30 protein-coding genes are annotated in these 24,779 nt (G+C 32.9%); all 30 read left to right on the forward strand.

What is annotated here, in order from left to right:
- The 30 genes from JJQ93_RS03160 (at position 1) to spoIVB (ending at position 24,669) form a co-directional block, all read left to right on the forward strand.
- Entirely contained in the window at positions 1–531 is a 531-nt protein-coding gene (locus tag JJQ93_RS03160) for a PilN domain-containing protein (protein ID WP_274892727.1), read from the forward strand.
- A gap of 4 nt (positions 532–535) precedes the next feature.
- Complete coding sequence (locus JJQ93_RS03165; RefSeq protein WP_274892728.1) at positions 536–1,327, forward strand: type IV pilus inner membrane component PilO; 792 nt, start codon at positions 536–538, stop codon at positions 1,325–1,327.
- Positions 1,328–1,359: 32 nt separating this feature from the next.
- A complete protein-coding gene (locus tag JJQ93_RS03170) occupies positions 1,360–1,875 on the forward strand; it encodes a shikimate kinase (protein ID WP_274892729.1) in 516 nt (171 codons plus the stop codon).
- Between the two features lie 20 nt (positions 1,876–1,895).
- A complete protein-coding gene (proB, locus tag JJQ93_RS03175; RefSeq protein WP_274892730.1) occupies positions 1,896–2,990 on the forward strand; it encodes a glutamate 5-kinase in 1,095 nt (364 codons plus the stop codon).
- A gap of 35 nt (positions 2,991–3,025) precedes the next feature.
- Entirely contained in the window at positions 3,026–4,279 is a 1,254-nt protein-coding gene (locus tag JJQ93_RS03180; protein WP_274894043.1) for a glutamate-5-semialdehyde dehydrogenase, read from the forward strand.
- Between the two features lie 22 nt (positions 4,280–4,301).
- Positions 4,302–4,748: a type II 3-dehydroquinate dehydratase gene (gene aroQ, locus JJQ93_RS03185; RefSeq protein ID WP_013787946.1), complete on the forward strand. Its 447-nt coding sequence runs from the start codon at positions 4,302–4,304 to the stop codon at positions 4,746–4,748.
- 4 nt (positions 4,749–4,752) lie between these two features.
- Complete coding sequence (locus JJQ93_RS03190; protein ID WP_274892731.1) at positions 4,753–5,817, forward strand: M24 family metallopeptidase; 1,065 nt, start codon at positions 4,753–4,755, stop codon at positions 5,815–5,817.
- 21 nt (positions 5,818–5,838) lie between these two features.
- Positions 5,839–6,396 (forward strand): elongation factor P, encoded by a 558-nt coding sequence (efp, locus tag JJQ93_RS03195; RefSeq protein WP_013787948.1) that lies wholly within the window; start codon positions 5,839–5,841, stop codon positions 6,394–6,396.
- A gap of 45 nt (positions 6,397–6,441) precedes the next feature.
- The gene (locus JJQ93_RS03200; protein WP_274892732.1) at positions 6,442–6,840 is read left to right on the forward strand and encodes a CD1247 N-terminal domain-containing protein; all 399 of its coding nucleotides are present in this window, start codon (positions 6,442–6,444) and stop codon (positions 6,838–6,840) included.
- 111 nt (positions 6,841–6,951) lie between these two features.
- Entirely contained in the window at positions 6,952–7,956 is a 1,005-nt protein-coding gene (gene spoIIIAA, locus JJQ93_RS03205) for a stage III sporulation protein AA (protein ID WP_274892733.1), read from the forward strand.
- Positions 7,950–8,465: a stage III sporulation protein SpoIIIAB gene (spoIIIAB, locus tag JJQ93_RS03210; protein WP_274892734.1), complete on the forward strand. Its 516-nt coding sequence runs from the start codon at positions 7,950–7,952 to the stop codon at positions 8,463–8,465. The genes spoIIIAA and spoIIIAB overlap by 7 nt, the downstream gene beginning before the upstream one ends.
- 15 nt (positions 8,466–8,480) lie before the next feature.
- Positions 8,481–8,678, forward strand: a complete 198-nt coding sequence (gene spoIIIAC / locus JJQ93_RS03215) for a stage III sporulation protein AC (protein WP_013787952.1) — start codon at positions 8,481–8,483, stop codon at positions 8,676–8,678.
- Positions 8,679–8,707: 29 nt separating this feature from the next.
- Positions 8,708–9,094, forward strand: coding sequence for a stage III sporulation protein AD (gene spoIIIAD / locus JJQ93_RS03220; protein WP_013787953.1), 387 nt, complete (start codon positions 8,708–8,710; stop codon positions 9,092–9,094).
- Positions 9,095–9,104: 10 nt separating this feature from the next.
- On the forward strand, positions 9,105–10,268 hold the full coding sequence (gene spoIIIAE / locus JJQ93_RS03225; protein WP_085111867.1) for a stage III sporulation protein AE: 1,164 nt from the start codon (positions 9,105–9,107) through the stop codon (positions 10,266–10,268).
- A gap of 12 nt (positions 10,269–10,280) precedes the next feature.
- A complete protein-coding gene (spoIIIAF, locus tag JJQ93_RS03230; protein ID WP_274892738.1) occupies positions 10,281–10,865 on the forward strand; it encodes a stage III sporulation protein AF in 585 nt (194 codons plus the stop codon).
- Positions 10,866–10,885: 20 nt separating this feature from the next.
- Positions 10,886–11,461, forward strand: coding sequence for a stage III sporulation protein AG (spoIIIAG, locus tag JJQ93_RS03235; RefSeq protein WP_274892739.1), 576 nt, complete (start codon positions 10,886–10,888; stop codon positions 11,459–11,461).
- Between the two features lie 18 nt (positions 11,462–11,479).
- On the forward strand, positions 11,480–12,037 hold the full coding sequence (locus JJQ93_RS03240) for a SpoIIIAH-like family protein (RefSeq protein ID WP_274892740.1): 558 nt from the start codon (positions 11,480–11,482) through the stop codon (positions 12,035–12,037).
- Between the two features lie 58 nt (positions 12,038–12,095).
- Complete coding sequence (locus JJQ93_RS03245; RefSeq protein ID WP_013787958.1) at positions 12,096–12,491, forward strand: Asp23/Gls24 family envelope stress response protein; 396 nt, start codon at positions 12,096–12,098, stop codon at positions 12,489–12,491.
- Positions 12,492–12,573: 82 nt separating this feature from the next.
- A complete protein-coding gene (gene nusB, locus JJQ93_RS03250) occupies positions 12,574–12,993 on the forward strand; it encodes a transcription antitermination factor NusB (protein ID WP_274892741.1) in 420 nt (139 codons plus the stop codon).
- Positions 12,983–13,831 (forward strand): bifunctional 5,10-methylenetetrahydrofolate dehydrogenase/5,10-methenyltetrahydrofolate cyclohydrolase, encoded by an 849-nt coding sequence (locus JJQ93_RS03255; RefSeq protein WP_274892742.1) that lies wholly within the window; start codon positions 12,983–12,985, stop codon positions 13,829–13,831. The genes nusB and JJQ93_RS03255 overlap by 11 nt, the downstream gene beginning before the upstream one ends.
- Positions 13,797–15,020: an exodeoxyribonuclease VII large subunit gene (xseA, locus tag JJQ93_RS03260; RefSeq protein WP_274892743.1), complete on the forward strand. Its 1,224-nt coding sequence runs from the start codon at positions 13,797–13,799 to the stop codon at positions 15,018–15,020. The genes JJQ93_RS03255 and xseA overlap by 35 nt, the downstream gene beginning before the upstream one ends.
- Positions 14,998–15,228, forward strand: coding sequence for an exodeoxyribonuclease VII small subunit (gene xseB, locus JJQ93_RS03265; RefSeq protein WP_274892744.1), 231 nt, complete (start codon positions 14,998–15,000; stop codon positions 15,226–15,228). The genes xseA and xseB overlap by 23 nt, the downstream gene beginning before the upstream one ends.
- Positions 15,221–16,102, forward strand: a complete 882-nt coding sequence (locus tag JJQ93_RS03270) for a polyprenyl synthetase family protein (protein WP_274892745.1) — start codon at positions 15,221–15,223, stop codon at positions 16,100–16,102. Before xseB ends, JJQ93_RS03270 begins: the two co-directional genes overlap by 8 nt.
- Before the next feature lie 727 nt (positions 16,103–16,829).
- On the forward strand, positions 16,830–17,408 hold the full coding sequence (locus JJQ93_RS03275) for a hypothetical protein (protein WP_274892746.1): 579 nt from the start codon (positions 16,830–16,832) through the stop codon (positions 17,406–17,408).
- Between the two features lie 16 nt (positions 17,409–17,424).
- Positions 17,425–19,278: a 1-deoxy-D-xylulose-5-phosphate synthase gene (gene dxs, locus JJQ93_RS03280; protein ID WP_274892747.1), complete on the forward strand. Its 1,854-nt coding sequence runs from the start codon at positions 17,425–17,427 to the stop codon at positions 19,276–19,278.
- The gene (locus tag JJQ93_RS03285; protein ID WP_085111876.1) at positions 19,275–20,081 is read left to right on the forward strand and encodes a TlyA family RNA methyltransferase; all 807 of its coding nucleotides are present in this window, start codon (positions 19,275–19,277) and stop codon (positions 20,079–20,081) included. The genes dxs and JJQ93_RS03285 overlap by 4 nt, the downstream gene beginning before the upstream one ends.
- A gap of 67 nt (positions 20,082–20,148) precedes the next feature.
- On the forward strand, positions 20,149–21,012 hold the full coding sequence (locus JJQ93_RS03290) for an NAD(+)/NADH kinase (RefSeq protein ID WP_085111877.1): 864 nt from the start codon (positions 20,149–20,151) through the stop codon (positions 21,010–21,012).
- Between the two features lie 15 nt (positions 21,013–21,027).
- Positions 21,028–21,480: an arginine repressor gene (locus JJQ93_RS03295; RefSeq protein ID WP_014758779.1), complete on the forward strand. Its 453-nt coding sequence runs from the start codon at positions 21,028–21,030 to the stop codon at positions 21,478–21,480.
- A gap of 22 nt (positions 21,481–21,502) precedes the next feature.
- Positions 21,503–23,209, forward strand: coding sequence for a DNA repair protein RecN (gene recN / locus JJQ93_RS03300; protein WP_085111878.1), 1,707 nt, complete (start codon positions 21,503–21,505; stop codon positions 23,207–23,209).
- Positions 23,210–23,358: 149 nt separating this feature from the next.
- On the forward strand, positions 23,359–24,669 hold the full coding sequence (gene spoIVB, locus JJQ93_RS03305) for a SpoIVB peptidase (RefSeq protein WP_274892748.1): 1,311 nt from the start codon (positions 23,359–23,361) through the stop codon (positions 24,667–24,669).
- Positions 24,670–24,779 lie beyond the last annotated feature (110 nt).

A 24,779-nucleotide genomic window follows, 5' to 3' on the forward strand; every position in this document is an offset into this window, starting at 1 on the left:
TTGAAAGATATTAATCTTATACCAGATGAAATAAAATCACTTAATGAAAAAAGAAAGAAAAATACGATCACTTTGATAGGTTTTTTGATTGTGGCTTTTGTGCTTATTTTTATTTTGCTTTTGCCAAATATCTATATCAATAATTTAGAAAAGCAAAAGTTTACCTTAAACAACCAATTAAATAGTTTAAAAGCAAAGAAAGACATGTATTCAACTATTAAAAGCAAAGAAAATTATTATTTACAAAAAGAAAAAATAATAAAAGATTTATCTGATAAAAGATTGAATATGACGGAAATTTTAAATGACATCTCGTCTAATATTCCAGAAAATGTTTCAATTAAGGATATGAAGTTTAATGGAAGTGTGTTGGAAATAACAGGCGATTCTTATATGAACAAATATTTATCGGATTTTATGTTAAATTTGAGAAAATTAAAATATGTAGATGATGTTAATCTCTTAGACACAAAGAAATCTGATAGTGGTTTGATTCAATATACTTTGCAAATTAAGCTTAAGGTGGTATAATTATATGAAATTGACAACGAGAGAAAAAATGCTAATAGGTGTATTGTTTATTGTCGCCTTCTTTGGTTTATATTATCAGCTTGTTTTGACAAAACAACTGGTGGTTATAGATAAATTAAGGCGTGATGTTATGAGTTTGCAGACAGAGGTGAATGATTACAATACATTAAGTGTAGATAAAATGAAAAACCGCTTATCAGAGATTGATAGTCAAATTGAAATATGCAATGAGAAACTTCCTGATTATGAAAATATTGAAGATTTTGTAGTTTTGCTTGATGATGCAATTGCTAAGACTGGCGTAAATTTTGAAGAGTTGAATTTTAATTTAACTGATAATCAATTACAGAGTCCTGAAAATCAAACAAATAATAACAAAATCAGCAAGACAAAATATGTAGAAATCCCTGTCAATATAAAAGTTGCAGGCGACTATTCAAAAATATCGAATTTTATTGAAGAAGTACAATCAATGCAAAGGCTTAACAATATAAAATCATTTGAGATAAGTAAAGACAATGAATCTAATAATTTGCTGCTTAATATAGATATTGTGATATATTCTATGAGCAAAAAAGGCGGAAGTAATTTGAATCCACTTGAAACAAGTGGGAAAAGTGATCCATTTAAATCATTAGTTGAAGTGAATAAGGGAAATCAAAATACAAACGCCAATTCAAACAATCAGAATTCTTTGCAAGGAATTGATATAAACAAAATTATTTCAGATAGTATAAACAGTGCAATAAACAATGTTTCTAAAATTGCACCACCTACACCAACAAATAAGCAGTAAGAAAGTTATGCGTATTGGAGGATAAAATTTTAATGAAGAACATCGCATTAACCGGATTTATGGCTACAGGAAAGACAGTTGTTGGCAAAAGAGTTGCTGATATTTTAAGTTTCGGCTTTATTGATACTGATGATTTGATTGAGAAAATTTCTGGCATGAAGATTCCGGAAATATTCGATAAATACGGTGAAAAATATTTTAGGGGAATTGAAAAAATTGCTGTTGCAAGGTCTTCCAGATTAAAAAATCATGTTATATCAACAGGTGGTGGTGTTGTATTAAATCCTTCTAATATAGTACAATTGAGGAAACATGGAGTAGTTATATGCTTAAAGGCGAATCCAGAGGTAATTTTGAGAAATATTGGTGAAAATGATAGAAGGCCTATACTTGCTAACGGTGATGTGTATGAAAAGATAAAAGCTCTTTTAGCAGAAAGACAGCACTATTATGAGTTTGCAGATTATACTATAGATGTTTCAGATATGTCTATAAATGATGTAGCTTTGACAGTAATAGATGTATATTCGAAATTAAAAACAAGATAAAAAGTTGAGGGCAGAGGAATATGAAAATTGTCGTAAAAATCGGAACAAGTACATTGACTTATGAGAATGGAAAGTTGAATTTAGAGATGATGGAAAAAATTGTACGGCAAATATCTAATTTGCAAAATAAAGGTGATAAAGTTGTTCTTGTGACATCTGGTGCCATTGGAGCTGGAATGGGCAAACTAAATATTTTGAAAAGACCTAAAACATTACCGGAAAAACAATCATTGGCGGCAATTGGACAAGGATTGCTAATCGGACTGTATGAAAAATTTTTTAATGAATACGGGAAGACTACAGCTCAGCTATTGCTTACAAAGGATGATTTTTCTATAAGAGAAAGGTATTTAAACATAAGCTATACATTATCAAATTTATTAAGGTACAATGTAGTCCCAATCATAAATGAAAATGATACTGTTACTGTAGATGAAATAAAAATAGGAGATAATGATACGTTATCAGCGCTTGTAGCAAGCATCATAGAAGCGGATCTTTTAATTATATTGACTGATATAGATGGGCTATATGATAGAGACCCTAAAGTAGATGGAGCTAAGCTGATAGATGTAGTTCATGATTTTTCTGATGTGCTTTTTGAAATTGCTGGAGGCTCTGGCACAAATTTTGGGACAGGTGGTATGTATACGAAGATTCAAGCGGCAAAAATTTGTTACAACTCTGGTGTCAAAATGGTGATTGCCAATGGCAAGCTTGATAATGTTTTAAACAAAATTGCAGCAGGTGAAAAAATAGGGACAGTTTTTATGCCTGCTAAAAATCCTATCAGCAATAGAAAAGTATGGATAGCATTTAATGCACAATTGTCAGGTAAGCTAATTATTGATGGCGGGGCAAGACAGGCCATACTTGAAAATGGAAAGAGTCTATTGCCAAGTGGTATTATATCAACTGATGGAGAATATTCTGTAGGGGATTGTGTATCAATATATGATAAAGATGGAAAAGAGATTGCAAGAGGTTTGATTAATTATACATCTGATGAGGTTAACAAAATAAAAGGTTTAAAATCGACCGATATAGACAAAGTTTTAGGATATAAAAATTACGATGAAGTCGTCCACAGAGACAATTTAGTTGTCATAGTTTGACTTAATAGTGTATAATAAAGTGTTGTGTAAGGAGGATTAGAAATATGGAAGTCGATTTAAAGGCAGATGCTGCCAAGAAGGCATCAAGAATACTTGCAATTCTTGATGAAAACATTAAAAATGAAGCGCTTAAAAATATGGCTTTGAAGCTTGTGGAAAATAAGCGCGAAATATTAGAAGCAAACGAAAAAGACGTTTCGATTGCAAAAACTAAGGGAGTGAAAGAATCATTAATTGATAGGCTTAAGTTAGACGAAAAGCGGATAGAAGGTATGGCAAATGGACTTAGAGAGATAGCCATGTTACCAGATCCTGTTGGAAACATAGAAGAAATGTGGAAAAGGCCTAATGGTCTTCAAATCGGGAAAATGCGCTGTCCAATTGGAGTCATAGGCATAATTTACGAATCTAGGCCAAATGTAACAGCCGATGCTGCAGGATTGTGTTTAAAATCTGGAAATGCAGTTATATTAAAAGGTGGCAGTGATGCAATAAACTCCAATATAGCCATTGTTAAGGTTATTTCAAGCGCAGCAGAAGAATGTGGCATTCCAAAAGGAGCCATTCAACTTATTGAAAATACAGATAGAGAAGAAGTAAATCGCATGATGAAATTAAATGGTAAGATAGATTTAATTATACCAAGGGGTGGTGCGAATCTAATACAAAATGTTATACAAAATTCAACGGTACCTGTTATTGAAACTGGAGTAGGAAATTGTCACGTGTTTGTTGATTCAGATGCTGATTTTGAAAAAGCCATCAATATCATTGTAAATGCTAAAACTCAAAGACCCGGTGTATGTAATGCTATTGAGACAGTTCTTGTCCATAAAGATTTGGCGGAAAACTTTTTGCCTGCTATGGTGAATAAACTTACATCTTTAGGGGTAGAAATACGAGGTTGTAGCATGACAAAATCCATCTGTACTGATGTAAAAGAAGCGACTGAAGACGATTGGAAAACAGAGTATTTAGATTTGATACTAGCTGTTAAAGTCGTGGAAAGCATTGATGAAGCTATTGACCATATAGCTAAATATTCTTCGGGTCATTCTGAAAGCATTATTACAGAAAACTATACAAATGCAATGAAATTTTTGAAATCAGTTGATTCAGCAGCGGTATATGTAAATGCATCTACAAGATTTACTGATGGAGGAGAGTTTGGATTTGGCGCTGAAATAGGCATTAGCACACAAAAAATGCATGCGAGAGGGCCGATGGGGCTTAAAGAATTGACCACATATAAATATGTAATTTTAGGGAATGGTCAAATAAGAGAATAAATTTTAAAGTGAGGTTTTTAATATGAAGAGAGTTCTTATTATACATGGGCCGAATTTGAATCTTACGGGTAGCAGAGAGATAAGCATTTACGGAGAGGTAAGTTTTGATGAAATAAACAATATAATTAAAAGAGAAGCTTCAAAACTTGATTTGGCTGTTAAAATACAGCAGTCTAATAGCGAAGGTGAGATCATAGATTTTATTCATTCTGCAAAGAATAATTTTGATGCTATAATAATAAATCCTGGTGCTTACTCACATTATAGCTATGCAATAATGGATGCAATAGGTGCTATAGATATACCAGTAATAGAGGTGCATCTTTCCAACATACAAAAGAGAGAAGATTTTCGGCACGTTTCTGTGACTGCTACTAAATGTCTTGGGCAGATATCAGGTTTTGGACCTTTTAGCTATGTCTTAGCTTTAAATGCAGTTAAATTATTAGAAGATAATTTAAAGGAGTGATATTTTGAAAAACAGATTAAATGAAGCGAAAAATTTGTTAGTTGAAAAGGGATTAGATGGCTTTTTGATTTTTAAACCTGTAAATGTAACATATTTGACTGGATTTACAGGTGACGATAGCGTTGCTATTGTAGGTCTCAATGAGTCTTATTTTATTACAGACTCAAGGTATACTGAGCAGGCTTCATATGAAGTTAAAAGCTTTAAAATAGTTGAACACAAATCAGATATTTTTGAAGCGATAAGAGATTGCATATCAAATATGGGTATTGACAAACTTGGATTTGAGGGAAACTACATAACTTTTGAACAGTACAATAAATTGAAAGACATTTTACAAGTAGAGCTAAAACCTGAAAATGGTTTTGTGGAATCTTTAAGAGAGATAAAGGATGAGACAGAAATAGAAAATATCAAAAGGGCACAGTATATTACAGATGAAACTTTTAAATACTTTCTGAGTTTTATAAAGCCTGGGATGAGAGAAAAAGATGTGGCTTTAGAAATGGAATATTACATGAAAAAGCTTGGAGCAGAAGAAAAATCGTTTGACTTTATAGTTGCATCTGGCAAAAGGTCTTCGATGCCGCATGGAAAAGCTTCTGATAAAATCATCGAATATGGCGATTTTGTGACATTTGATTATGGGTGCAAGGTAAATGGATATTGTTCTGACATGACAAGAACTGTGGTCATCGGAAAAGCGAATGACAAGCAGCGAGAAATCTACAATGTAGTTTTAGAAGCGCAGATAAATGCGATCAATAATTTAAAAGCTGGCATGATAGAAAAAGATGGTGACTATCTTGCAAGAAAGGTAATCATAGATAAAGGCTATGGTGATTATTTTGGTCATTCATTAGGCCATGGCGTAGGATTGGAGATACATGAAAATCCTTTTATGGGTCCCAAAAAGACGAATTTATTAAAAGCTGGAATGGTTGTTACAGTTGAACCAGGGATATATATTCCTAATTTCTCTGGCGTTAGAATAGAAGATATGGTATTATTAAAAGAGGATGGCGTTATAGATTTGACAAATTCGCCAAAGGAATTAATTGAAGTTTAACTAATGATGGAGGGATTTTAATTGGTATCAGCAGGAGAATTCAGAAAAGGAATGACTATTGACATTGATGGTCAAGTTTTTACGGTTGTGGACTTTCAACACGTAAAGCCGGGAAAAGGAGCTGCCTTTGTCAGAACAAGGCTGAAAAACGTCATAACAGGTGCTGTTGTAGAGAGAACTTTTAACCCCACTGAAAAAGTTGACGAGGCAGTCATAGAAAGAAAAGATATGCAGTATCTTTACAATGACGGCAATCTATACTACTTCATGGATACTGAGACATATGAACAAATTCCTTTGAATTACGAAAAAGTCGAAGATGCCATGAAATTTTTAAAAGAGAATATGATAGCAACAATAAAATTCTATAAAGGTGAGGCCTTTTCAGTAGAACCTCCTACTTTTGTAGAATTAGAAGTTGTTGAAACGGAACCTGGATTTAAAGGCGATACTGCGACAGGTGGTTCAAAACCTGCTAAAGTTGAAACAGGAGCTATCATTCAAGTTCCGCTGTTTGTAAATCAAGGTGATGTTATAAAGATTGATACGAGGACATCAGAGTATCTGGAAAGAGTATAGTTTTGCACCTTTTAAAAAATAATAGTAAAGGAGGAGGTATGTAAGATGGAGTACTTGTATGAGCGCATATCGTATTTAAGAGGCTTAGTAGATGGGTTGGAAATTGATGAAAAATCAAAGGAAGGCAAAGTGTTAATTGCCATCATTGATGCGCTGGAGGACTTTGCAGATGCTATTAATGATCTTGAGGCCTCACAATCAGAACTTGATGATTATGTAGGTGCCATTGATGAAGATTTGTCAGAAGTAGAAGGTGAAATATACGATGATGAATCTGATGATGAGTACGATTATGTTGAAGTTGAATGTCCCAACTGTCACATGCTGATGAGTGTAGAAGATGAGCTTTTAGACGATGAAGACGCGGAAATTGTCTGCCCTCATTGCAATGAGACAGTTAACGTAAAAGATGTAATAATATATGAAGATGATGACAAAGAATAGCTGTTAAAATCAAATAGCGCAAAAATGCTCACTAAATTATTTAGTGGGCATTTTTTTATTCATAAATATTCGTACTCCTAAATATAATTTTTGTAGAGAGGAGGACATGTAATGATAAACAAAAGCAAAAATTACGATGATCTATTGTATTCTCTACCGTTGAATATCAGAAGCATAATTATCAAGTTAAGCGATCATTTGAAAGAAGGATTGGAGGAAATAAGGCTTAGAATTGATAGACCGTTGACGGTTTATGCGAATAATCAAGAAAGGTTTTTATCTGCGGATGGAAATGTAGTTAATTCCCCAAATTTAGCGTATATAGTTACAAATGAAGATTGTGAAAAAGCATTGCAGCTTATCTCCAAATCATCCATATATGCTTTTGAGAATGAGCTGAGAAATGGATACATTACTATAAAAGGTGGATATAGAGTAGGAATATGTGGTAAATGTGTCCTTGATGGTGAATCTGTAAAGACAATTGTAAATATATCTGGCCTCAATTACAGAATAATGCGTCAATGTATTGGTTCTTCAGATGAAATAATGAGGTACATTGTAAAATATCCAGACGTAGTGAATAATACGTTGATAATTTCGCCTCCACAATGCGGCAAAACAACACTTATAAGAGATATAGCTCGCAATATTAGCAATGGAATGCCTGAATTGAATTTTCGTGGAGAGAAAGTATCAATTGTAGATGAAAGATCAGAAATAGCTGCATGTTTTAAAGGCATTCCGCAAAACGATGTAGGATATCGAACGGATGTATTGGATTTATGTCCAAAGCATATTGGCATTTTAATGATGATAAGATCTATGTCACCAAAAGCCATAATAACTGACGAAATAGGTAAAGTTGAAGATATAGCATCTATTCACGAAGCACTTAATGCAGGAGTAAGTATAATTACGACAGTCCATGGAAATGACGTAGAAGATGTAGTGAGGAAAAAGTACATTGATGAAATGTTAAATAATAGAGAATTTGATAGGTATGTGATTTTAAGCCGTAAATTAGGAGCAGGCACTATAGAAGCCATTCTTGACAGAGATTTTAATACGATTTTTAAAGGCCCTTATAGAAAGGAATGTAAGACAATATGCTGAAGATCGTTGGAATGGTTTTAGTTTTAATTTCCTCTGCTATGATAGGTTATATGAAATCACTTAAATATACATTAAGACGACAAACGTTAAGGTCTTTTTTATCCAGCCTAAACTTACTCATAACTGAAATAACCTACAGCCAAGTAACATTGTCTGAAGCATTTGCTAAATTGTCTGAAACATCAGAATCAGGCGTAGGAAGATTTTTTTTATTAGTATCTCAAATTTTAAATTCTAATGAAGGGTATACGGCTGGTGAAGCGTGGGAAATTGCCCTTAATAAAGTTGAAAACATAAATTTAAGTCAAGATGACATAAAAATACTAAAATCGTTCGGCAATGGCCTCGGGAATTCAGATATATATAATCAAGAAAAGAATTTTAAATTGGCTTCTGAGTTATTAAAAAAACAGCTTATTGACGCTGAGGAGTCAAGCAGAAAAAATGAAAGATTGTATAAGAACCTTGGCATATTGATAGGAATTGCTGTAGTTATCATATTTCTATAGAGGGAGGTAGTGATTTTGAGCATAGATATAATTTTTAAAATTGCTGCAATCGGAATCTTAGTTACCGTTCTTAATCAAATTCTTATAAGGTCTGGGAGAGAGGAACAAGCCATGATGGTTACATTAGCAGGAGTAGTAGTTGTGTTGATGATGGTAATTACAATGATCAACAATCTATTTACTGCCGTAAAAACAATATTTCAGTTGTATTGAATATATTAACAAACGAAAGGAAATCTTTTATGGAAATCATTCAGATTGTAGCAATTGGTATCATATGTGTAATAATCCTTTCACTGTTTAGAGAGAATTTTGAAGATGTGGCGATCATAATAAGTTTATCAGCCAGCATACTTATATTTTTTATCATAGTCCCAAAAATCAGCAATATAATAACGGTTTTAAATACAATTGCAGACAAAAGCGGCATAAACAGCATTTACGTAAAAACAATTCTTAAAATAATAGGAGTCGCATATATTGCAGAATTAGGAGTACAGATTTCAAATGATGCAGATGAAAAAAATATAGCTACAAAGATCGAATTAGCAGGGAAAATAATAATCATTTTTTTGTCTCTTCCAATTATTATAGCATTGGTGGACACTATTGTCTCCATACTGCCGTGAGGTGATAAACATGAGAAAAGCTTTATGTTTAATTTTCATATTAATGACAATATCAATGTTTCCAATAAAGATTTACGCTGACACAAAAGACGATTTATACAGCCAAATAAGCAATGCAGATACAAGTCAAATTGACTCATTGATCAAGGGAATAAATGAGAAGAATGGCAATGCGTTTCAAATAACAGACGTTAAAACATATTTGTACAATCTTTTAAATGGAAAGGAGACATTTAGCGTTAAAAACATTGTCAATGGTGTACTAAATATTTTTTTCAATGAAGTCAAAGCATCCGTTGAAATTTTAGTACAGCTTATCCTATTATCAATTATCGGTGCTGTACTAACTAATTTAGAAAATTCGTTTGAAAATGGAGGCATAAGCCAAGTAGCCCATATAGCTGTCTACATTGTCTTAGTTATAGTTGCGATTAAAAGCTTTATGAGCGTTTTAAATATCGGAAAAGATGCGATAGATAGTATGGTCAATTTTATGCAAGCAATATTGCCGGTTTTGATTACCATGTTGGCTTCGGTTGGTGCTTTTGTATCTGCTTCCTTTTTTCAGCCAGCATTGGTAATGGTTGTCGAATTTACAGCCAAAGAAATAAGAGATTTTATTCTTCCTGCAATTTTATTTATGACGGCAATTAGGATAATAAGCCGAATTTCTGATAAATTTACTTTAAACAAACTTGCAGATTTATTTAAAACAATTTGTACAGCGTCAATTTCAATATTACTAAGCATTTTTATAGGTGTTTTAACTATTCAAGGCATTACATCATCATTAGCGGATGGGGTAATTTCGCGAACAACTAAATACGCAGTAGGAACATTTCTGCCAGTTGTAGGTAGCATATTATCTGATAGCATAGATACAATTATGAGTGCATCGCTTCTAATAAAGGGTGCAATAAGCACTTTTGGATTGATAGCTATAATTTTAATGGCTATAGTACCAATCATAAAGATATTTTCAGTAATGATTATATACAAACTTTCTGCCGCAGTCGTAGAGCCCATTGCTGACAAAAAAATAGTTGATTTTTTGTCTGATATTTCAACATCTGTTGCATATGTGTTTGCTGCATTAGTATCTGTAACCGTAATGATGTTTTTAGCCATAACAGCCGTAATTAACGCATCAAGTATCAGCGTCATGATGAGATAGGTTACAAAGGGGATGAATTTCTTGGATGAAGTAAAAAGATGGATAATTCAAATAACGTATATTTCAATATTGGCTATAATATTTGAACTTTTAATACCATCGTCAAGCATGAAAAAATACGTAAAGGTAGTAATAGGTCTGACAATCATGATCGCAATCATAAATCCAGTATTAGGATTTATTAAAAGCGGTATCAACATAAATAGTGCTTTAGAAAAAGAGTATAACTATAACAATGTAGACATAAGTGGAATGACTAAGCAAGCGGAGGTGGAAAGAAATAAGCTTATAGTCGATGAGTATAAAAAAAGGCTAAATGATCAGATAAAAGAGAGAATATTATCTATGGTAAGTGCCTCTGATGTAGAGGTGGAATCATCAATAATTGACGATTTAAATGATAAGAGATTTGGAATAGTAAAAGAAATCAAGATAACAATTTTTAATGACAAAAATGAAACATCAAACGGCAGTGGAAATATTTCAATTGAAGTGAGTAAAGCAAATGAAAAGACGAGTAAGATTGATAACATCAAAAACGATTTAAGTAAATTCTATAATGTACCATTAAAGAATATAACTATAGAGGAAAGATAAAATGAAAGGGGGATAAAATTGTGGATTTTAATAAACTAAAGCAAAAAATTTTAAAAGCTGATAATAAGACTATACAAGATTTGACTGTAATTTTCATTATTGGTTTGATTATTTTGATTGGGGCCAGCATCTTTTTTAAGCCTAAACCAACAAATAAAAGTTCAGATAAACAAATGGTTGAAACGCAAATCACAAATGATGATTATGCAAGTAAATTGGAATCTGAATTAAAGGAAATACTATCCAGAATTCATGGAGCTGGCAATGTAGATGTGCTTGTCACTTTGGACTCTGATGAAGAAATAGTAGCAGCTATGGATACAGTACAATCAGAAACTACCACCAACGAAAAGGACAGCAATGGAGGCACGAGGATAACCATTCAAAGTGAGACGGATAACAAAATTGTTACTTCACAAAATACCAGTGGAGAAAATCAACCTATGATATTAAAAAAAGTAATGCCTGAGGTAAGGGGTGTTGTCGTCGTCGCTGATGGCGCAAAAGATCCAAATGTTCAATATGAACTTATGACGGCTGTTGAGACAGCATTGGGCATTCCCGCATATAAAGTTAAAGTCGTATCTTCAAAATAAAATTTAGGAGGGTCTATTATGATGTATTTAAAGAAAAAATCTATAGCAATAGCATCATTGGTCTTGCTTATAGCGATAGCTTTTGTAATCAATTATAATTATCAAAACGGAATTAATAAAAATACTTCAAGCAAAAATAGCTTAAATTCACAATTGATAGACAATAGCAAGGTTTCTAGTTCTTCATCAGCTAATGAGCAATCCGAAGTGACAACAACATTATCCAGTGGTTTATTTGCTTCATATAGACAAGACAGAGATATTAACAGAAGCCGTAGTTTAGAGGCTTTGCAAGAAATAGTAAATAACAAGAATACAAGCCAGGAGACTCGGGATGAAGCTCAAAAACAAATTATCAAGTTGACAGAGACGAATCAAAAGGAATTGATATTAGAGAATTTGATTAAAGCAAAAGGATTTCAAGATGCTATAGTTTTGATTGACAACAATACTGCAAATGTCATAGTGCAAGCTGATAAATTATCAGCACAGGAAGTTGCAAAAATACAAGATGTTGTATCTCAGCAAACAGGTTTTCCTCTTGATAACATAAAAATAATGAATAGAATGAATTAGTCATAATTGTAAAATATTTGATTGTCTGATATAATATCTATTGAAAGGAAGTGTTATTATGGAGGAAAATATAAGCCAAGAACTTGAATTTGGAACGATTAAAATATCAGATGATGTTGTTGCTGTTATAGCGGGATTGGCTGCTACAGAAGTTCCTGGTGTAGCGGGAATGAGTGGTGGAGTTGTCAATGGAATAACTGAAATGTTAGGTCGGAAGAATTTATCAAAAGGTGTGAAGGTACAAGTTGGTGAAAAAGAAGCGGCCATTGATTTGTACATTGTAGTTGACTATGGTGTGAGAATACCTGAAATAGCTTGGAATGTACAAGAGAATGTTAAGAAGGCAATAGAAACAATGACAGGACTTAAAGTTGTAGAAGTCAACATACATATTCAAGGAGTAAACATGGAGAAAGAACAAAAGTCCAAAGAACCTCCAAAAGAAAATAAATGATATTTAAACCCTCTTAATGCAGAGGGTTAATTTTAATGGATAAAATGTAATTAGCAAATTACGATTAGAGGAGTTGAAAAATGTGAACAGGACGCAAGCTCGAGAGTGGTTAGTAAAACTATTATATCAATACGACATATCAAAGCTGGAGTCTCAAAAAATTTTCGATAAATTCCTTGAGGACAATGATCCAGGGAATGAGAAAGATTATATAGAAAATGCGTTTTTTGGCGTAATTAAAAATCTTGATAATATTGATGAAAAAATTAAAAAGTATCTTAAGAATTGGGATATTAATAGAATAGCAAAAATTGATTTAGCAATAATGCGATGCAGTTTTTACGAAATACTATATTCTGCTGATATACCAAGCAGTGTTTCTATTAATGAAGCAGTGGAGATTGCCAAAAAGTACAGCACTGAGAAATCGCCGGCTTTTATAAACGGAATTTTGGGGAATTTAGTAAGGGATATCATTGGCGGTGATATAAATGGTGATTGATGGTAGAAATATCGCGAAATCAATAAGAGAAAAAGTAAAATCCGAAATACTTGAAAAAAATTATCATCCAAAACTTGCGATTCTCGTTGCTGGAAATGATGAAGCTTCTACGATATACGCAAATACTAAGCTTAAAGCTTGTGCAAATGTTGGTATTGATGCTTATACATATTTTTTTAACGATGATGAAGAAGACAAATTTTTAGAAAAATTAAATGAGCTAAATACAGACGATAGTATTCATGGTATAATGATAGAAATGCCTCTTCCAAAATCATATAATGCGCAAAGAATTTACGATCTTATTAATCCCATAAAAGATGTAGATTGTATATCGACATACAATATGGGACGCTTATTTTCGGGTAATCCTCTCTATTTGCCATGTACACCTTATGCTATCTTGACAATTTTGAAAAGTTTGGATGTTGATTACACTGGAAAACATGCTGTTGTCGTTGGAAGAAGCAATATAGTGGGAAAACCAGTTGCTAAATTGATGCTGGATCTTGATATGACGGTTACTCAATGCCATTCGAAAACATTGAATTTAGATGAGTATACTAAAACAGCGGATGTGTTAGTATTAGCAGTAGGTAGGAGAAATCTTGTAGATGGTCATATGGTAAAAAAAGGCACTATACTGATTGATGCTGGAATAAATGAACACAATGGAGAAATATACGGTGACTGTGATTTTCAAAGTGTAGAGGATTTATGCAGCTATATAACACCAGTTCCTGGTGGAGTTGGTCCTGTAACGACGTCCATAGTCTTATCAAATACATTGGAGGCATATAAAAATGCTATTAAAAACTCTTACGGTAAAACAAGTTAATGATTATTTAAAAAACATAGTTACAGGCGACATAATATTAAAACATGTAATGGTAAAAGGCGAAATATCAAATTTGTATTTTAGAGGACAAGCACTCTATTTTACATTAGCTGATGAGTATTCCTTTTTAAAATGCGTTGTTTTTGAAGATTATATCGATAACATAAATGTGGAAGTAAAAAATGGCATGTCTGTAATTGTAACCGGTAGAGTTTACGTTTATGAGAAAAGCAGTTCGTTTCAATTACATGTTTTTAATATTGAAGTTGAAGGATTAGGTTCTCTTTTTTTATCTTTTGAGAGATTAAAGCAAAAGCTTAAAAGTGAAGGTTTGTTTGAGTTAGATAAGAAAAAGAATCTTCCTAAAAATCCAAAAAAAGTTGCGGTGATTACATCACCTTCAGGTGCGGCTGTTCACGATATTATAAATATTTTAAGAAGGAGAAAGCCGTCGATAGATATCATGGTGGTTCCGATATTAGTTCAGGGAACTAAAGCTTCCTCAGAAATTGTGGAAGCTATTATAAAGGTTAATAAAAGAAGCGATGTGGATTTGATTATATTAGGTAGAGGCGGCGGGTCATTTGAAGATCTTTATCCTTTTAATGAGGAGATAGTAGCAAGAGCCATTTATAATTCCAGAATACCTGTAATATCTGCTGTAGGACATGAGACTGATTTTACGATAGCTGACTTTGTTGCAGATTTAAGAGCGCCAACGCCATCTGCAGCAGCAGAATTGGCAGTAACTGATGTTAATTTTTACAACGAAAAAATTAAAAACTATAAAAGAAGTTTATATCGCTATATATTGTCAATAATTGATAAAAAGAGATATCGCCTCAATAATCTGAAGAAGCTTGTAATAGGTAAAAACCCAATTATCAAAAATCGGCAGATGAAAGAACGCTTAAATACTCTAAATAGAATTATGGAAGATAGTATCTACAAAATATTAAAAGACAAAAAGAGCAAGTATATAAGTCTTGTAGAAAAACTAAATGCTTTGAGTCCGCTAAATGTCTTAAAGCGAGGATACACAATGACGATGGATAAAGACAAAATCAATTTAGTTACAAAGGCTAATGATATTTCATCAGATGATAAAATATACCTTTTGTTTGAAGATGGCGAAGCACTTTGTACTGTCAATGAGGTGATGAGATATGAGCGAAAATATGGACTTTGAAGAAAGTATGGATAAGTTAGATGATATTGTAAAAAAATTAGAAGATGGCAATCTGTCTTTAGAAGAATCTTTTAAACTATTCAAAGAAGGTCTTGAATTATCTCAGAAATTGAATAAAGAGCTAAATGATATTGAAGGTAAAATAACAATGCTCATTAATGAAAATGAAGAAATACCATTTAATTTTGAGGAGGACAAAGATGTTTGATGACATTCTTAGAGAAAAGATAGAATATATTAATAAAGGGTTAAATGAATTTTTATCATTAACTGATAGGCCAGAAGTCTTGTTTGAAGCTATGAGGTACAGTGTTTTTGCTGGTGGCAAAAGGCTTCGGCCTGTACTTTGCATATCTGCTTGCGAATTAGTAGGTGGGAATAAAGAAGATGCACTGGCAGTTGCGTGTGCAATAGAATTTATACATACTTATTCGCTGATTCATGATGATTTGCCTGCAATGGACAATGATGATTTAAGGCGTGGAAAACCTACAAATCACAAAGTCTATGGTGAAGCGATTGCGATTCTTGCTGGCGATGCTTTGCTAAATTATGGATTTGAAGTATTGATTCAACAAGCACTGAACTCAAGTAAAAGTCAAAACATTTTAAAGGCCGCTGACGAAATCGCCCGTGCGGCAGGATGCCGTGGAATGATAGCAGGGCAAGTTGTAGATTTACTATCAGAAAACAAAGAAATTGGCATAGATGATTTGAAATTCATGCATGACCATAAAACAGGTGCTTTAATAAGAGCTTCAATTTTAGCAGGAGCGATAATGGGTGGTGCAGATGATGATACTTTAAAAAAATTAAACAGTTACGCAGAATATTTAGGATTTGCGTTTCAGGTAAAAGATGATATTTTAGATATTTTAGGAGACGAAATGAAACTTGGAAAAGATATTGGCAGTGATATAGTGAATGGGAAATCCACGTTTGTAAGCGTACTGGGATTACAACGTTCTATAGATCTTGTAAATGAGTTGACTGAAAAAGCAATTAATATATTAGACAGTTTTGGAGAAAAGGGTGAATTCTTAAAAAATCTTACTCAGTACATGGCAGAGAGAGATAGTTAGAGCATAAGAAAGCATAGATTAAATTAATATGTGCAGCATGTTATTATGCAATACATTTAGCTCTTAGCAACAAAACTTGAACAATTATTATATTTGATACAAACACATAAAAATGCTATAATCAATATCGACATGAAGTGGTGCAGTATCCTAGTCGGTATTGTTAATTCCGAAGACGGGCCTAAAAATCCGTTAAAGGCATATCGATGAAGTTCCTGGTGCTGGCTTTTGATGCCCAATCGAGGGCTTGTGCTGGGAGTTAAGAAAAGAGGGGCAACCTGCAATGGCATGTGGGCATTGACCCCCTTTTCGTGGAGACCTATTCCCGTGGCATAATGTGCTACGGCATAGGGTGAACCTACCATGCGGTAATAAAGCTGTGGGTAGTGTAGCCTGCCTTGAGTGATTAAGGTGGCTATCAGACTGAACTTTAACTTAAAGAGCTCTTAAGTTAAAGCTATTGCTGATGAAACCTTAGTTGCAAAAGAGGATAGGAATTAACAAACCGTCGAGGAAAGCTCCTAGGCTGCTCGAAGGAGGCATATTGAGGATTACAGTGTGGACTAAGTGGTAATCCAGTCATACTTTTGGCGACAAAGTAGATTCAGGCTTAAAGGGAAACCGCCAAATGGCGACAGTTGGTGCCTGAAGGGGAAACCCTGCTGGACCTAAGCCACAAAATTTACTCAATATGCTACCACTTCAAGTACATAGGAGGATTTTATTAATGAAATCTAAAAAGTTTAATATAAATTACAAGTGGACTATAAATGCCTTCATTTTTAGCTTTATTTTTGCCGTAATATTGAATTTTTCGTCGGATGTTTTGTTAAAGAGAAGCAATATAATAATTGCTTTTTTTGTATTGTTGGTTATAGTATTTATAGGAGTTTTATCTGACATAATTGGTATAGCTGTTGCAACAGGAACTGAAGAACCTTTTCATTCTATGGCATCAAATAAGGTTTTTGGAGCTAAGCAATCGATTAAATTGATACGAAATGCAAATATCGTTACAAATATTTGCAACGACATAATTGGCGATATAAGTGGAATAGTATCTGGTGCTGCATTAAGCAGCATAATTGCTAAGTTGTCAATTTCCAGCACTAAAAGCACTATTTATGCGACTATTTTTGGAGGAATACTATCAGCGGTTACAATTGGTGGTAAATCTTTAGGGAAAAATTTAGGAATGTATAAAAGCCAATCAATCATTTTTGCTGTTGGCATACTTTTGGCGTGGTTTGAAAAAAATACAGGTATAGAATTTTTCCCATCTAATTCTAAGAAAAATAAAAAATAGAAAGTGAGTGGGCACTGTGCTCGAAAAAATTTCTACGCCTAATGATATAAAAAAATGCAGTTTGACTGAATTAGAAGAGCTTTCAAGTGATATACGCAGTTTTTTGATAAATAATATTTCTAAGACAGGCGGGCATTTAGCGTCAAATCTCGGAGTAGTGGAATTGACTATTGCACTTCATTACGTTTTTGAATCGCCTAAGGACAAGATTATTTGGGATGTAGGGCATCAAAGCTATGTGCACAAGATATTAACAGGAAGACGAGATCGCTTTAATACATTAAGAAAATTTGGTGGCTTGTCGGGATTTCCCAAGAGAAATGAAAGCGTGCATGATGTTTTCGAAACGGGACACAGCAGCACATCTATATCTGCTGCCTTGGGAATAGCAAAGGCACGAGATCTAAATAATGAAAAATATTCAGTAATTTCTGTAATAGGCGATGGAGCGCTTACTGGTGGAATGGCTTTTGAGGCTTTAAATGATGCAGGCAGATCTAAGACAAATCTCATAGTAATATTAAATCACAATGAGATGTCTATATCAAAAAATGTAGGTAGTCTTTCACTTTATTTAAGTAGGTTAAGAACGGATCCAAGCTATTTTAGATTAAAGAAAGATTTAGAGAATATCTTAAACATAATACCGCCTATTGGGAAAAGCATCCATAAATCAATCGAAAAAATAAAGGATTCCATCAAACAATTAATTGTACCTGGAATGTTTTTTGAGGAAATGGGGTTTACATATTTAGGACCAATTGACGGTCATGATCTGGATTCCTTAATTGACGTATTAAAAAGAGCTAAAAAAATGAACGGACCTATTTTAATTCACGTGATAACGAAAAAGGGAAAGGGATATGTATTTGCAGAAGATAATCCTGATAAATTTCATTCCGCTGGAATTTTTGATATAGGAACAGGAGAGTTTAAGAAAAAGGCCGACACGTATTCTGATGTATTTGGTAAAACATTGACTCATTTGGCTGAAAATAATAAAAAGATAGTTGCAATAACTGCTGCAATGCCGGATGGGACAGGATTAAATTACTTTGCTGAAAAGTTCCCAAATAGATTTTATGATGTAGGCATTGCAGAGCAACATGCTGCGACTTTTGCTGCTGGTATGGCAGTAAATGGATATAAGCCTTATTTTGCGGTGTATTCGACTTTTTTGCAAAGAGCATTTGACCAAGTAATACACGATATATGTATTCAAAATCTTCCAGTTGTTTTAGCGGTAGATAGAGCTGGCCTTGTGGGAGAAGATGGTGAAACACACCAAGGTGTTTTTGATATTTCGTACTTGAGAATGATACCAAACATGACAGTTATGGCTCCTAAAGATGCAGATGAATTGGTTGAGATGACGAAATTATCCAGCTTGATAAAAGGACCTTGCGCAATAAGATACCCAAAGGGAAGAGTTGAAAATTATGATATCAATAAAGAACCTAATTTTACATTGGGAGAAGCTGAAGTCGTTAATGTTGGCTCTAACGTAGCGATTTTTGCTCTCGGCAGGATGGTTAAAATTGCATTAAGTGCGTCTTTAAGGCTTAAAAATAATTCCATAAACCCTTATATAGTGAATTTAAGATTTGCTAAGCCTTTAGATATAAACACGATTATAACAATTTCGAAAAAAGTTGATTACATATTTACATTGGAAGACAATGTGCTTATAGGTGGTGTTGGAAGCGCAATATTGGAGTTATTAAATGAAAATAATATACGCAAGAATTTCTACAGATTTGGATTTCCTGACAAATTCATAGAACATGGCGATGTAGAAAGTTTATTTAAAAAATATGGATTAGACAGCGATTCTGTGGCAGAAAAAATAATAGAATTGGTGATGTCATGAAAGATAAAGAAAGAGCAGATTTATTATTGGTACAAAAAGGCTTTTTCACATCAAGAGAAAAAGCTAAAGCTTCTATAATGGCAGGAGAGGTTTTTGCAGATGGGAAAAAGATAAATAAAGCTGGGGATATTATAAGCATTTATTCGAGTTTAGAAATAAAAGGGAAAAGCAACCCTTACGTAAGTCGAGGCGGTCTGAAGCTTGAAAAGGCAATCAAATACTTTAATATTGATGTGAAAGACAAAATAGCAATGGATGTGGGCGCATCGACTGGCGGATTTACAGATTGCCTTCTAAAAAATGGGGCAAAAAAAGTTTATGCTATAGATGTAGGGTATGGTCAGCTTGATTGGAGCTTAAGAAACGATGAAAGAGTCATAAATATGGAAAGAACAAATATTCGTTATCTTGATAATTTACCGGATATTATCGATATAATTACAATAGATGTGTCATTTATATCGCTTGGGATAGTTATACCATCTGTAAAAAAATTTCTAAAAAATGGTGGAGAATTAGTATCGCTTATAAAACCACAATTTGAGGCTGGAAGAGAGAAAGTTGGGAAAAATGGGGTTGTAAGAGATAAAAGTGTCCATGTAGAAGTCATAAATAAAATAATAGATGTTTTAAAAGATCTATCATTTAGCGTAAAAGGTATTACTTTTTCGCCTATAAAAGGACCAGAAGGTAATATAGAGTATCTGATTTATGCAAAAAATGAAAAAGATGTGGACTCTGATCTTGATGTAGAAGGATTAGTAGAACTGTCTCACAATACTCTTAATGAAAATAAAAAGTAGAATAAAGAAGGAAAATAAAAAGTTTTGTAGAATTATGAATTTATGATACTGATTATGTGGTGATTAAATGAAAAACATTTGTGTTATGCCGAATATTCATAAGGACAAAAATTTAAGGACTACGAGAAGTTTAGTGGAGTGGATTATCCAACATGGATATACACCAATATTAAACGAGATTGTCGCACAGAAAATCGGCTTTTCCGAATATGGCAAAAGTGGAACAGAGATTTTTGAAAAAAGTGATTTTATTGTGGCATTAGGGGGAGATGGGACAATTTTAAACGTTGCCAGACAATGTGCATCTTTTTCTACACCTATCCTTGGAGTAAATTTGGGACACTTAGGTTTTTTAGCGGAAGTTGATGCTGAAAATGTAGTTGAAGCAGTAGAAAAAATTGTCAACAATGAATTTTTCATAGACAAAAGGATGATGTTGGAAGCAAGTATAATCAAAGAGAATATGGAGGCAGTTAATCTTATAGCTTTAAATGACATTGTGGTAACAAGGGGCTCTTTTTCCAGAATGGTTAAATTAAAAGTATTTGTGAATGAACAGTACGTTAATACATACCTTGCTGATGGGATAATTATATCTAGCCCTACAGGTTCAACAGCATATTCTTTGTCAGCAGGTGGACCGATAGTGTATCCCAATTTGGAATTGTTTGTAATAACGCCTATATGTCCTCATACACTACATTCAAGGTCTATTATAGTATCGGAAAAAGATAAAGTGAAGCTTGTTATAGTAGGTGAAAATCAAGATGTAATGGTAACAACAGATGGACAACAAGGCTACAAACTAAACAGTGGTGATACAATTTATGTAAAAAAAAGCAATAGATACACTAATTTGATACGCTTAAAAAGCATGAACTTTTTCGAACTTCTGCGCAGTAAATTATCAGAGAGGAATTTCAACATTTAATGAGGAGTGTTGTTGATGATGAAGTTAGCAAGACATGCAAAGATTCTTGAAATAATAAGTAAAAATGAAATTGAAACACAAGAAGAATTGGCAGACGCCCTTCAAAAAGAAGGCATAAAAGTCACACAAGCTACAGTATCCAGGGATATAAAAGAGTTAAGGCTCATAAAAGTATTGAGTGCAGACGGCAAAAAGTACAAATATGCGCCAATGAAAAATCAAGATACCAAAGTAACTGACAAATTGGTTGCGCTTCTGTCTGGAATAGTAGGAATAGATTATGCTGGAAATACTATAGTAATTAAAACACTTTCTGGAACTGCACCTGCTGCTGCAGAAGCTTTGGATACATTAAATTGGAATGAGGTAGTAGGAACTCTTGCAGGAGATAATACTATATTTATGCTTGTGAGATCAGAAGATGCCGTCAAAGAAATTATAGACAGAATTAATGAATTGATTAAATGAATGTTTTTTAAGGGGGATTACGATGATCCTTGCATTGAACATAAAAAATATAGCTTTAATCGATGAAGCTGAAATTGATTTTGACGATGGCTTAAATATTCTTACTGGTGAAACAGGTGCCGGTAAATCTATAGTTATAGATTCAATGATGCTTTTGCTGGGTGGGAGAGCAAACAAAGATATTATCCGGAATGGTGCTCAAAAGGCTACAGTTGAAGGTGTTTTTTTGGTAGATTCAAACACTGATGTTATAAATAAGATTTTAGATGAAGCAGGCATTGAATACGAGGATGATGACACACTGGTTATTAGCAGAGATATAACAGAAAACGGAAGAAACTACTGCAGGGTTAATGGTAGAATAGTTCCTTTATCTTTTTTAAGCAAATTGGGAACGTATTTGGTTGACATATTAGGCCAACACGAGCATCAATTTCTGTTAGATAGCAGTAAGCATTTGTCAATTTTAGATAATTTTCAAGATAAGAATTTTTTTGATTTAAAAGACACGTTGAGAGATTTATTAACTGAATACAACATTCTCAATAAAAGGCTAAAGGAATTTTATTCAGATGACAAAGAAAAGATGTCAAAAATAGATCTTCTTAAGTATCAGATAAATGAAATAGAATCTGCAAAGATAAAAAAGGGAGAAGAAGAAAATTTACTTGAAAGGCGAAACATATTAATCAATTCAGAGAAATTATTTAATTCTATGAATGAATGCTACAATTTGCTTTATAAAGGTGTTAATGATAATACGTCGATTTTAGATAACCTCAGCACTGTATTAAAAAATCTGGATGCATCGTATAAAATAGACAAAAGGCTTGAAAAATTGAAAGAGATGATTCAAACTGCTTTATATACATTAGATGATTGTTCTATTCAAATCAGAGATTATGTTGAGAATATTAATTTTGATGCAGACGAATTAAATGAAATTGAAAAAAGGTTGGACATACTGGGGAATTTAAAGAGAAAATACGGAAGGACGATTGAAGAAATAATTAGATATAAAGAAGAAAAAAATAATGAACTTACAAAGCTATTAAATGCGGAAGAAGAAATATATAAGATAAACAAAGAAAAAGAAGAAATTATGCAGAAAATTAAAGCGATTTCTGATGAAATACATAAAAGGAGAAAAAATGTAGCAGATTTTCTTGAAAAGAAAATAAGTGATGTCTTAAGCGAATTAAATATGCCAAATACAATTTTCAAAGTCGATATTAGAAAAAGAGATGTGCCAAATGAGAATGGTATGGATGAAGTGGAGTTTTTAATATCAACTAATATCGGTGAACCTTTAAAGCCGCTTGATAAAATAGCGTCTGGCGGTGAGCTATCGAGAATTATGTTGGCTTTAAAGACAATTTTGGCCGACTTTGATGGCATATCTACATTGATATTTGATGAAGTAGATACAGGAATAAGCGGCAAAGCAGCCCAATCTGTGGCACAGAAAATAGCTTTGATTTCAAGAAATCGCCAGGTTATATGTGTGACACATCTCCCTCAAATAACATCTATGGCTGATTCACATTTTAAAATTTCAAAGGAATTTGACAAAGACAAAACTTACATAAAAATTGAAAAATTAGATTATGAAGGAAAAATAAAAGAATTATCGAGAATAATCAGTGGTTCTGTTGTTACAAACACTACTTACAGTCATTCAAAGGAGCTAATTGATTTGGCAGAAAACTACAAAAAAAGTTTAATTTAAAGATGCGGTTTAAAGCCGTATTTTTTTTATTTTGCCATTAGAAAAAAAGTCATTAATTGACTTAGAAATCTAACTTTTTATTGACAGTATATAAATCATTCTAAAAGGTTAATTTAATCATAGCAAATTTATTTGAGGGAGTGATTAAATTGAATCGCAATAAGATCAAATATTTAATTTTTGCTTTTTTATCCGCTTTAATAATATATATAAATTATACACCTGCAATTAAGAGTGTTTACCAGACTCCCAACTATTATAAATTTTTTGAAGGAGAAAAAGTAAAATTTAATTTTAATTTACCACTTAAAGTAGGCTTTTATACAGATAGACAAGGCATTGTAAAAATAGATAATGATGAAGGCGGCAATAATATTTTAAATCTTGATAAACCATTTTCTGTTGAAACGCTAAACCGTGGTAAAGTGAATATAAATTTCAGGTTATTTGGGATATTTCCAATAAAAAGTATTTATGTTGATGTGATACCAACAATAAAGGTAATTCCTGGTGGCGATTCAATTGGAGTTAAGCTTAACACAAAAGGAGCCCTTGTAGTTGGATATTCTGATATAATAGGAACAGATGATAAAATTTACAGCCCATACCGAGAAGGGAAAATACAAATAGGTGATATAATTCTTGAAGTCAACAACATAAAGATTAATTCTGCTGATGACATTACAGACATTATAAATAAGCAAAAAGATACAATGGTAACACTTAAAATAAGCAGAAAAGGCAATATAGTTTATTCAAAATTACATCCGGTTTTGGCTAAAGATGATCAAAAGTATAAGCTGGGATTATGGGTAAGAGATCATACGGCAGGTATTGGAACGTTGACATTTTACACTGAAGATAAAAAATATTATGCTGCTTTAGGACATGCTATTACCGATATAGACACAGGAGATATCCTATCAGTTAACAATGGACAAATAATGAAGTCCAAAATAACATCTGTAAGTAAAGGGAAAAGAAGCAGTCCTGGAGAGCTTAGAGGTATTTTTTTAGAGGAAGTTGACACAATAGGTGATATTGAAAAAAATACTGAATATGGCATATATGGAAAGATAATTAATCCAAGCGGTATAAGTTTAAAACCAATACCAATAGGTTATCAATCACAAGTTATTGAAGGACCAGCAAAAATCCTTACGACAATAGACAATACAGGAGTAAAGGAATTTGACATTCAGATAATAAAGAAAGTTGAACAAAAGAATCCAAATCAAAAAGGAATGATAATAAAAATTGTGGATAAGGAATTGTTGGATAAAACAGGCGGTATTGTTCAAGGAATGAGTGGAAGTCCAATTATACAAAATGGCAAGCTTATAGGTGCTGTAACGCATGTTTTTGTCAATGATCCAACTAAAGGATATGCAGTATATGCTGAATGGATGATAAATGAGATGGAAAATTTACACCATGACGAAAATGTGTTTAAAAATTAGGGATTACATTTTTCCCTAATTTTTTTATTGTTAAAAGAAGGAAATTCTAATTTTATGTAGAATATTATAAAGTAGATTTGTTTTTTATAAAATGGCATAAGGAGGGGCGT

This window comes from Thermoanaerobacterium sp. R66 (assembly GCF_028895185.1).
In the GTDB taxonomy this organism is placed as follows: domain Bacteria; phylum Bacillota; class Thermoanaerobacteria; order Thermoanaerobacterales; family Thermoanaerobacteraceae; genus Thermoanaerobacterium.

What these genes read in the sequence shown, in the direction of transcription:
- JJQ93_RS03295 (WP_014758779.1), top strand. Translation starts at nt 21,028, where the DNA reads ATGATGAAGTTAGCAAGACATGCAAAGATTCTTGAAATAATAAGTAAA.
- spoIIIAD (WP_013787953.1), top strand. Translation starts at nt 8,708, where the DNA reads ATGGAAATCATTCAGATTGTAGCAATTGGTATCATATGTGTAATAATC.
- xseB (WP_274892744.1), top strand. Translation starts at nt 14,998, where the DNA reads ATGAGCGAAAATATGGACTTTGAAGAAAGTATGGATAAGTTAGATGAT.
- aroQ (WP_013787946.1), top strand. Translation starts at nt 4,302, where the DNA reads ATGAAGAGAGTTCTTATTATACATGGGCCGAATTTGAATCTTACGGGT.
- recN (WP_085111878.1), top strand. Translation starts at nt 21,503, where the DNA reads ATGATCCTTGCATTGAACATAAAAAATATAGCTTTAATCGATGAAGCT.
- spoIIIAE (WP_085111867.1), top strand. Translation starts at nt 9,105, where the DNA reads ATGAGAAAAGCTTTATGTTTAATTTTCATATTAATGACAATATCAATG.
- JJQ93_RS03285 (WP_085111876.1), top strand. Translation starts at nt 19,275, where the DNA reads ATGAAAGATAAAGAAAGAGCAGATTTATTATTGGTACAAAAAGGCTTT.
- JJQ93_RS03255 (WP_274892742.1), top strand. Translation starts at nt 12,983, where the DNA reads ATGGTGATTGATGGTAGAAATATCGCGAAATCAATAAGAGAAAAAGTA.
- xseA (WP_274892743.1), top strand. Translation starts at nt 13,797, where the DNA reads ATGCTATTAAAAACTCTTACGGTAAAACAAGTTAATGATTATTTAAAA.
- JJQ93_RS03170 (WP_274892729.1), top strand. Translation starts at nt 1,360, where the DNA reads ATGAAGAACATCGCATTAACCGGATTTATGGCTACAGGAAAGACAGTT.
- JJQ93_RS03165 (WP_274892728.1), top strand. Translation starts at nt 536, where the DNA reads ATGAAATTGACAACGAGAGAAAAAATGCTAATAGGTGTATTGTTTATT.
- spoIIIAF (WP_274892738.1), top strand. Translation starts at nt 10,281, where the DNA reads ATGAATTTCTTGGATGAAGTAAAAAGATGGATAATTCAAATAACGTAT.
- JJQ93_RS03240 (WP_274892740.1), top strand. Translation starts at nt 11,480, where the DNA reads ATGATGTATTTAAAGAAAAAATCTATAGCAATAGCATCATTGGTCTTG.
- proB (WP_274892730.1), top strand. Translation starts at nt 1,896, where the DNA reads ATGAAAATTGTCGTAAAAATCGGAACAAGTACATTGACTTATGAGAAT.
- JJQ93_RS03275 (WP_274892746.1), top strand. Translation starts at nt 16,830, where the DNA reads ATGAAATCTAAAAAGTTTAATATAAATTACAAGTGGACTATAAATGCC.
- JJQ93_RS03270 (WP_274892745.1), top strand. Translation starts at nt 15,221, where the DNA reads ATGTTTGATGACATTCTTAGAGAAAAGATAGAATATATTAATAAAGGG.
- spoIIIAA (WP_274892733.1), top strand. Translation starts at nt 6,952, where the DNA reads ATGATAAACAAAAGCAAAAATTACGATGATCTATTGTATTCTCTACCG.
- JJQ93_RS03245 (WP_013787958.1), top strand. Translation starts at nt 12,096, where the DNA reads ATGGAGGAAAATATAAGCCAAGAACTTGAATTTGGAACGATTAAAATA.
- spoIIIAB (WP_274892734.1), top strand. Translation starts at nt 7,950, where the DNA reads ATGCTGAAGATCGTTGGAATGGTTTTAGTTTTAATTTCCTCTGCTATG.
- JJQ93_RS03200 (WP_274892732.1), top strand. Translation starts at nt 6,442, where the DNA reads ATGGAGTACTTGTATGAGCGCATATCGTATTTAAGAGGCTTAGTAGAT.
- JJQ93_RS03290 (WP_085111877.1), top strand. Translation starts at nt 20,149, where the DNA reads ATGAAAAACATTTGTGTTATGCCGAATATTCATAAGGACAAAAATTTA.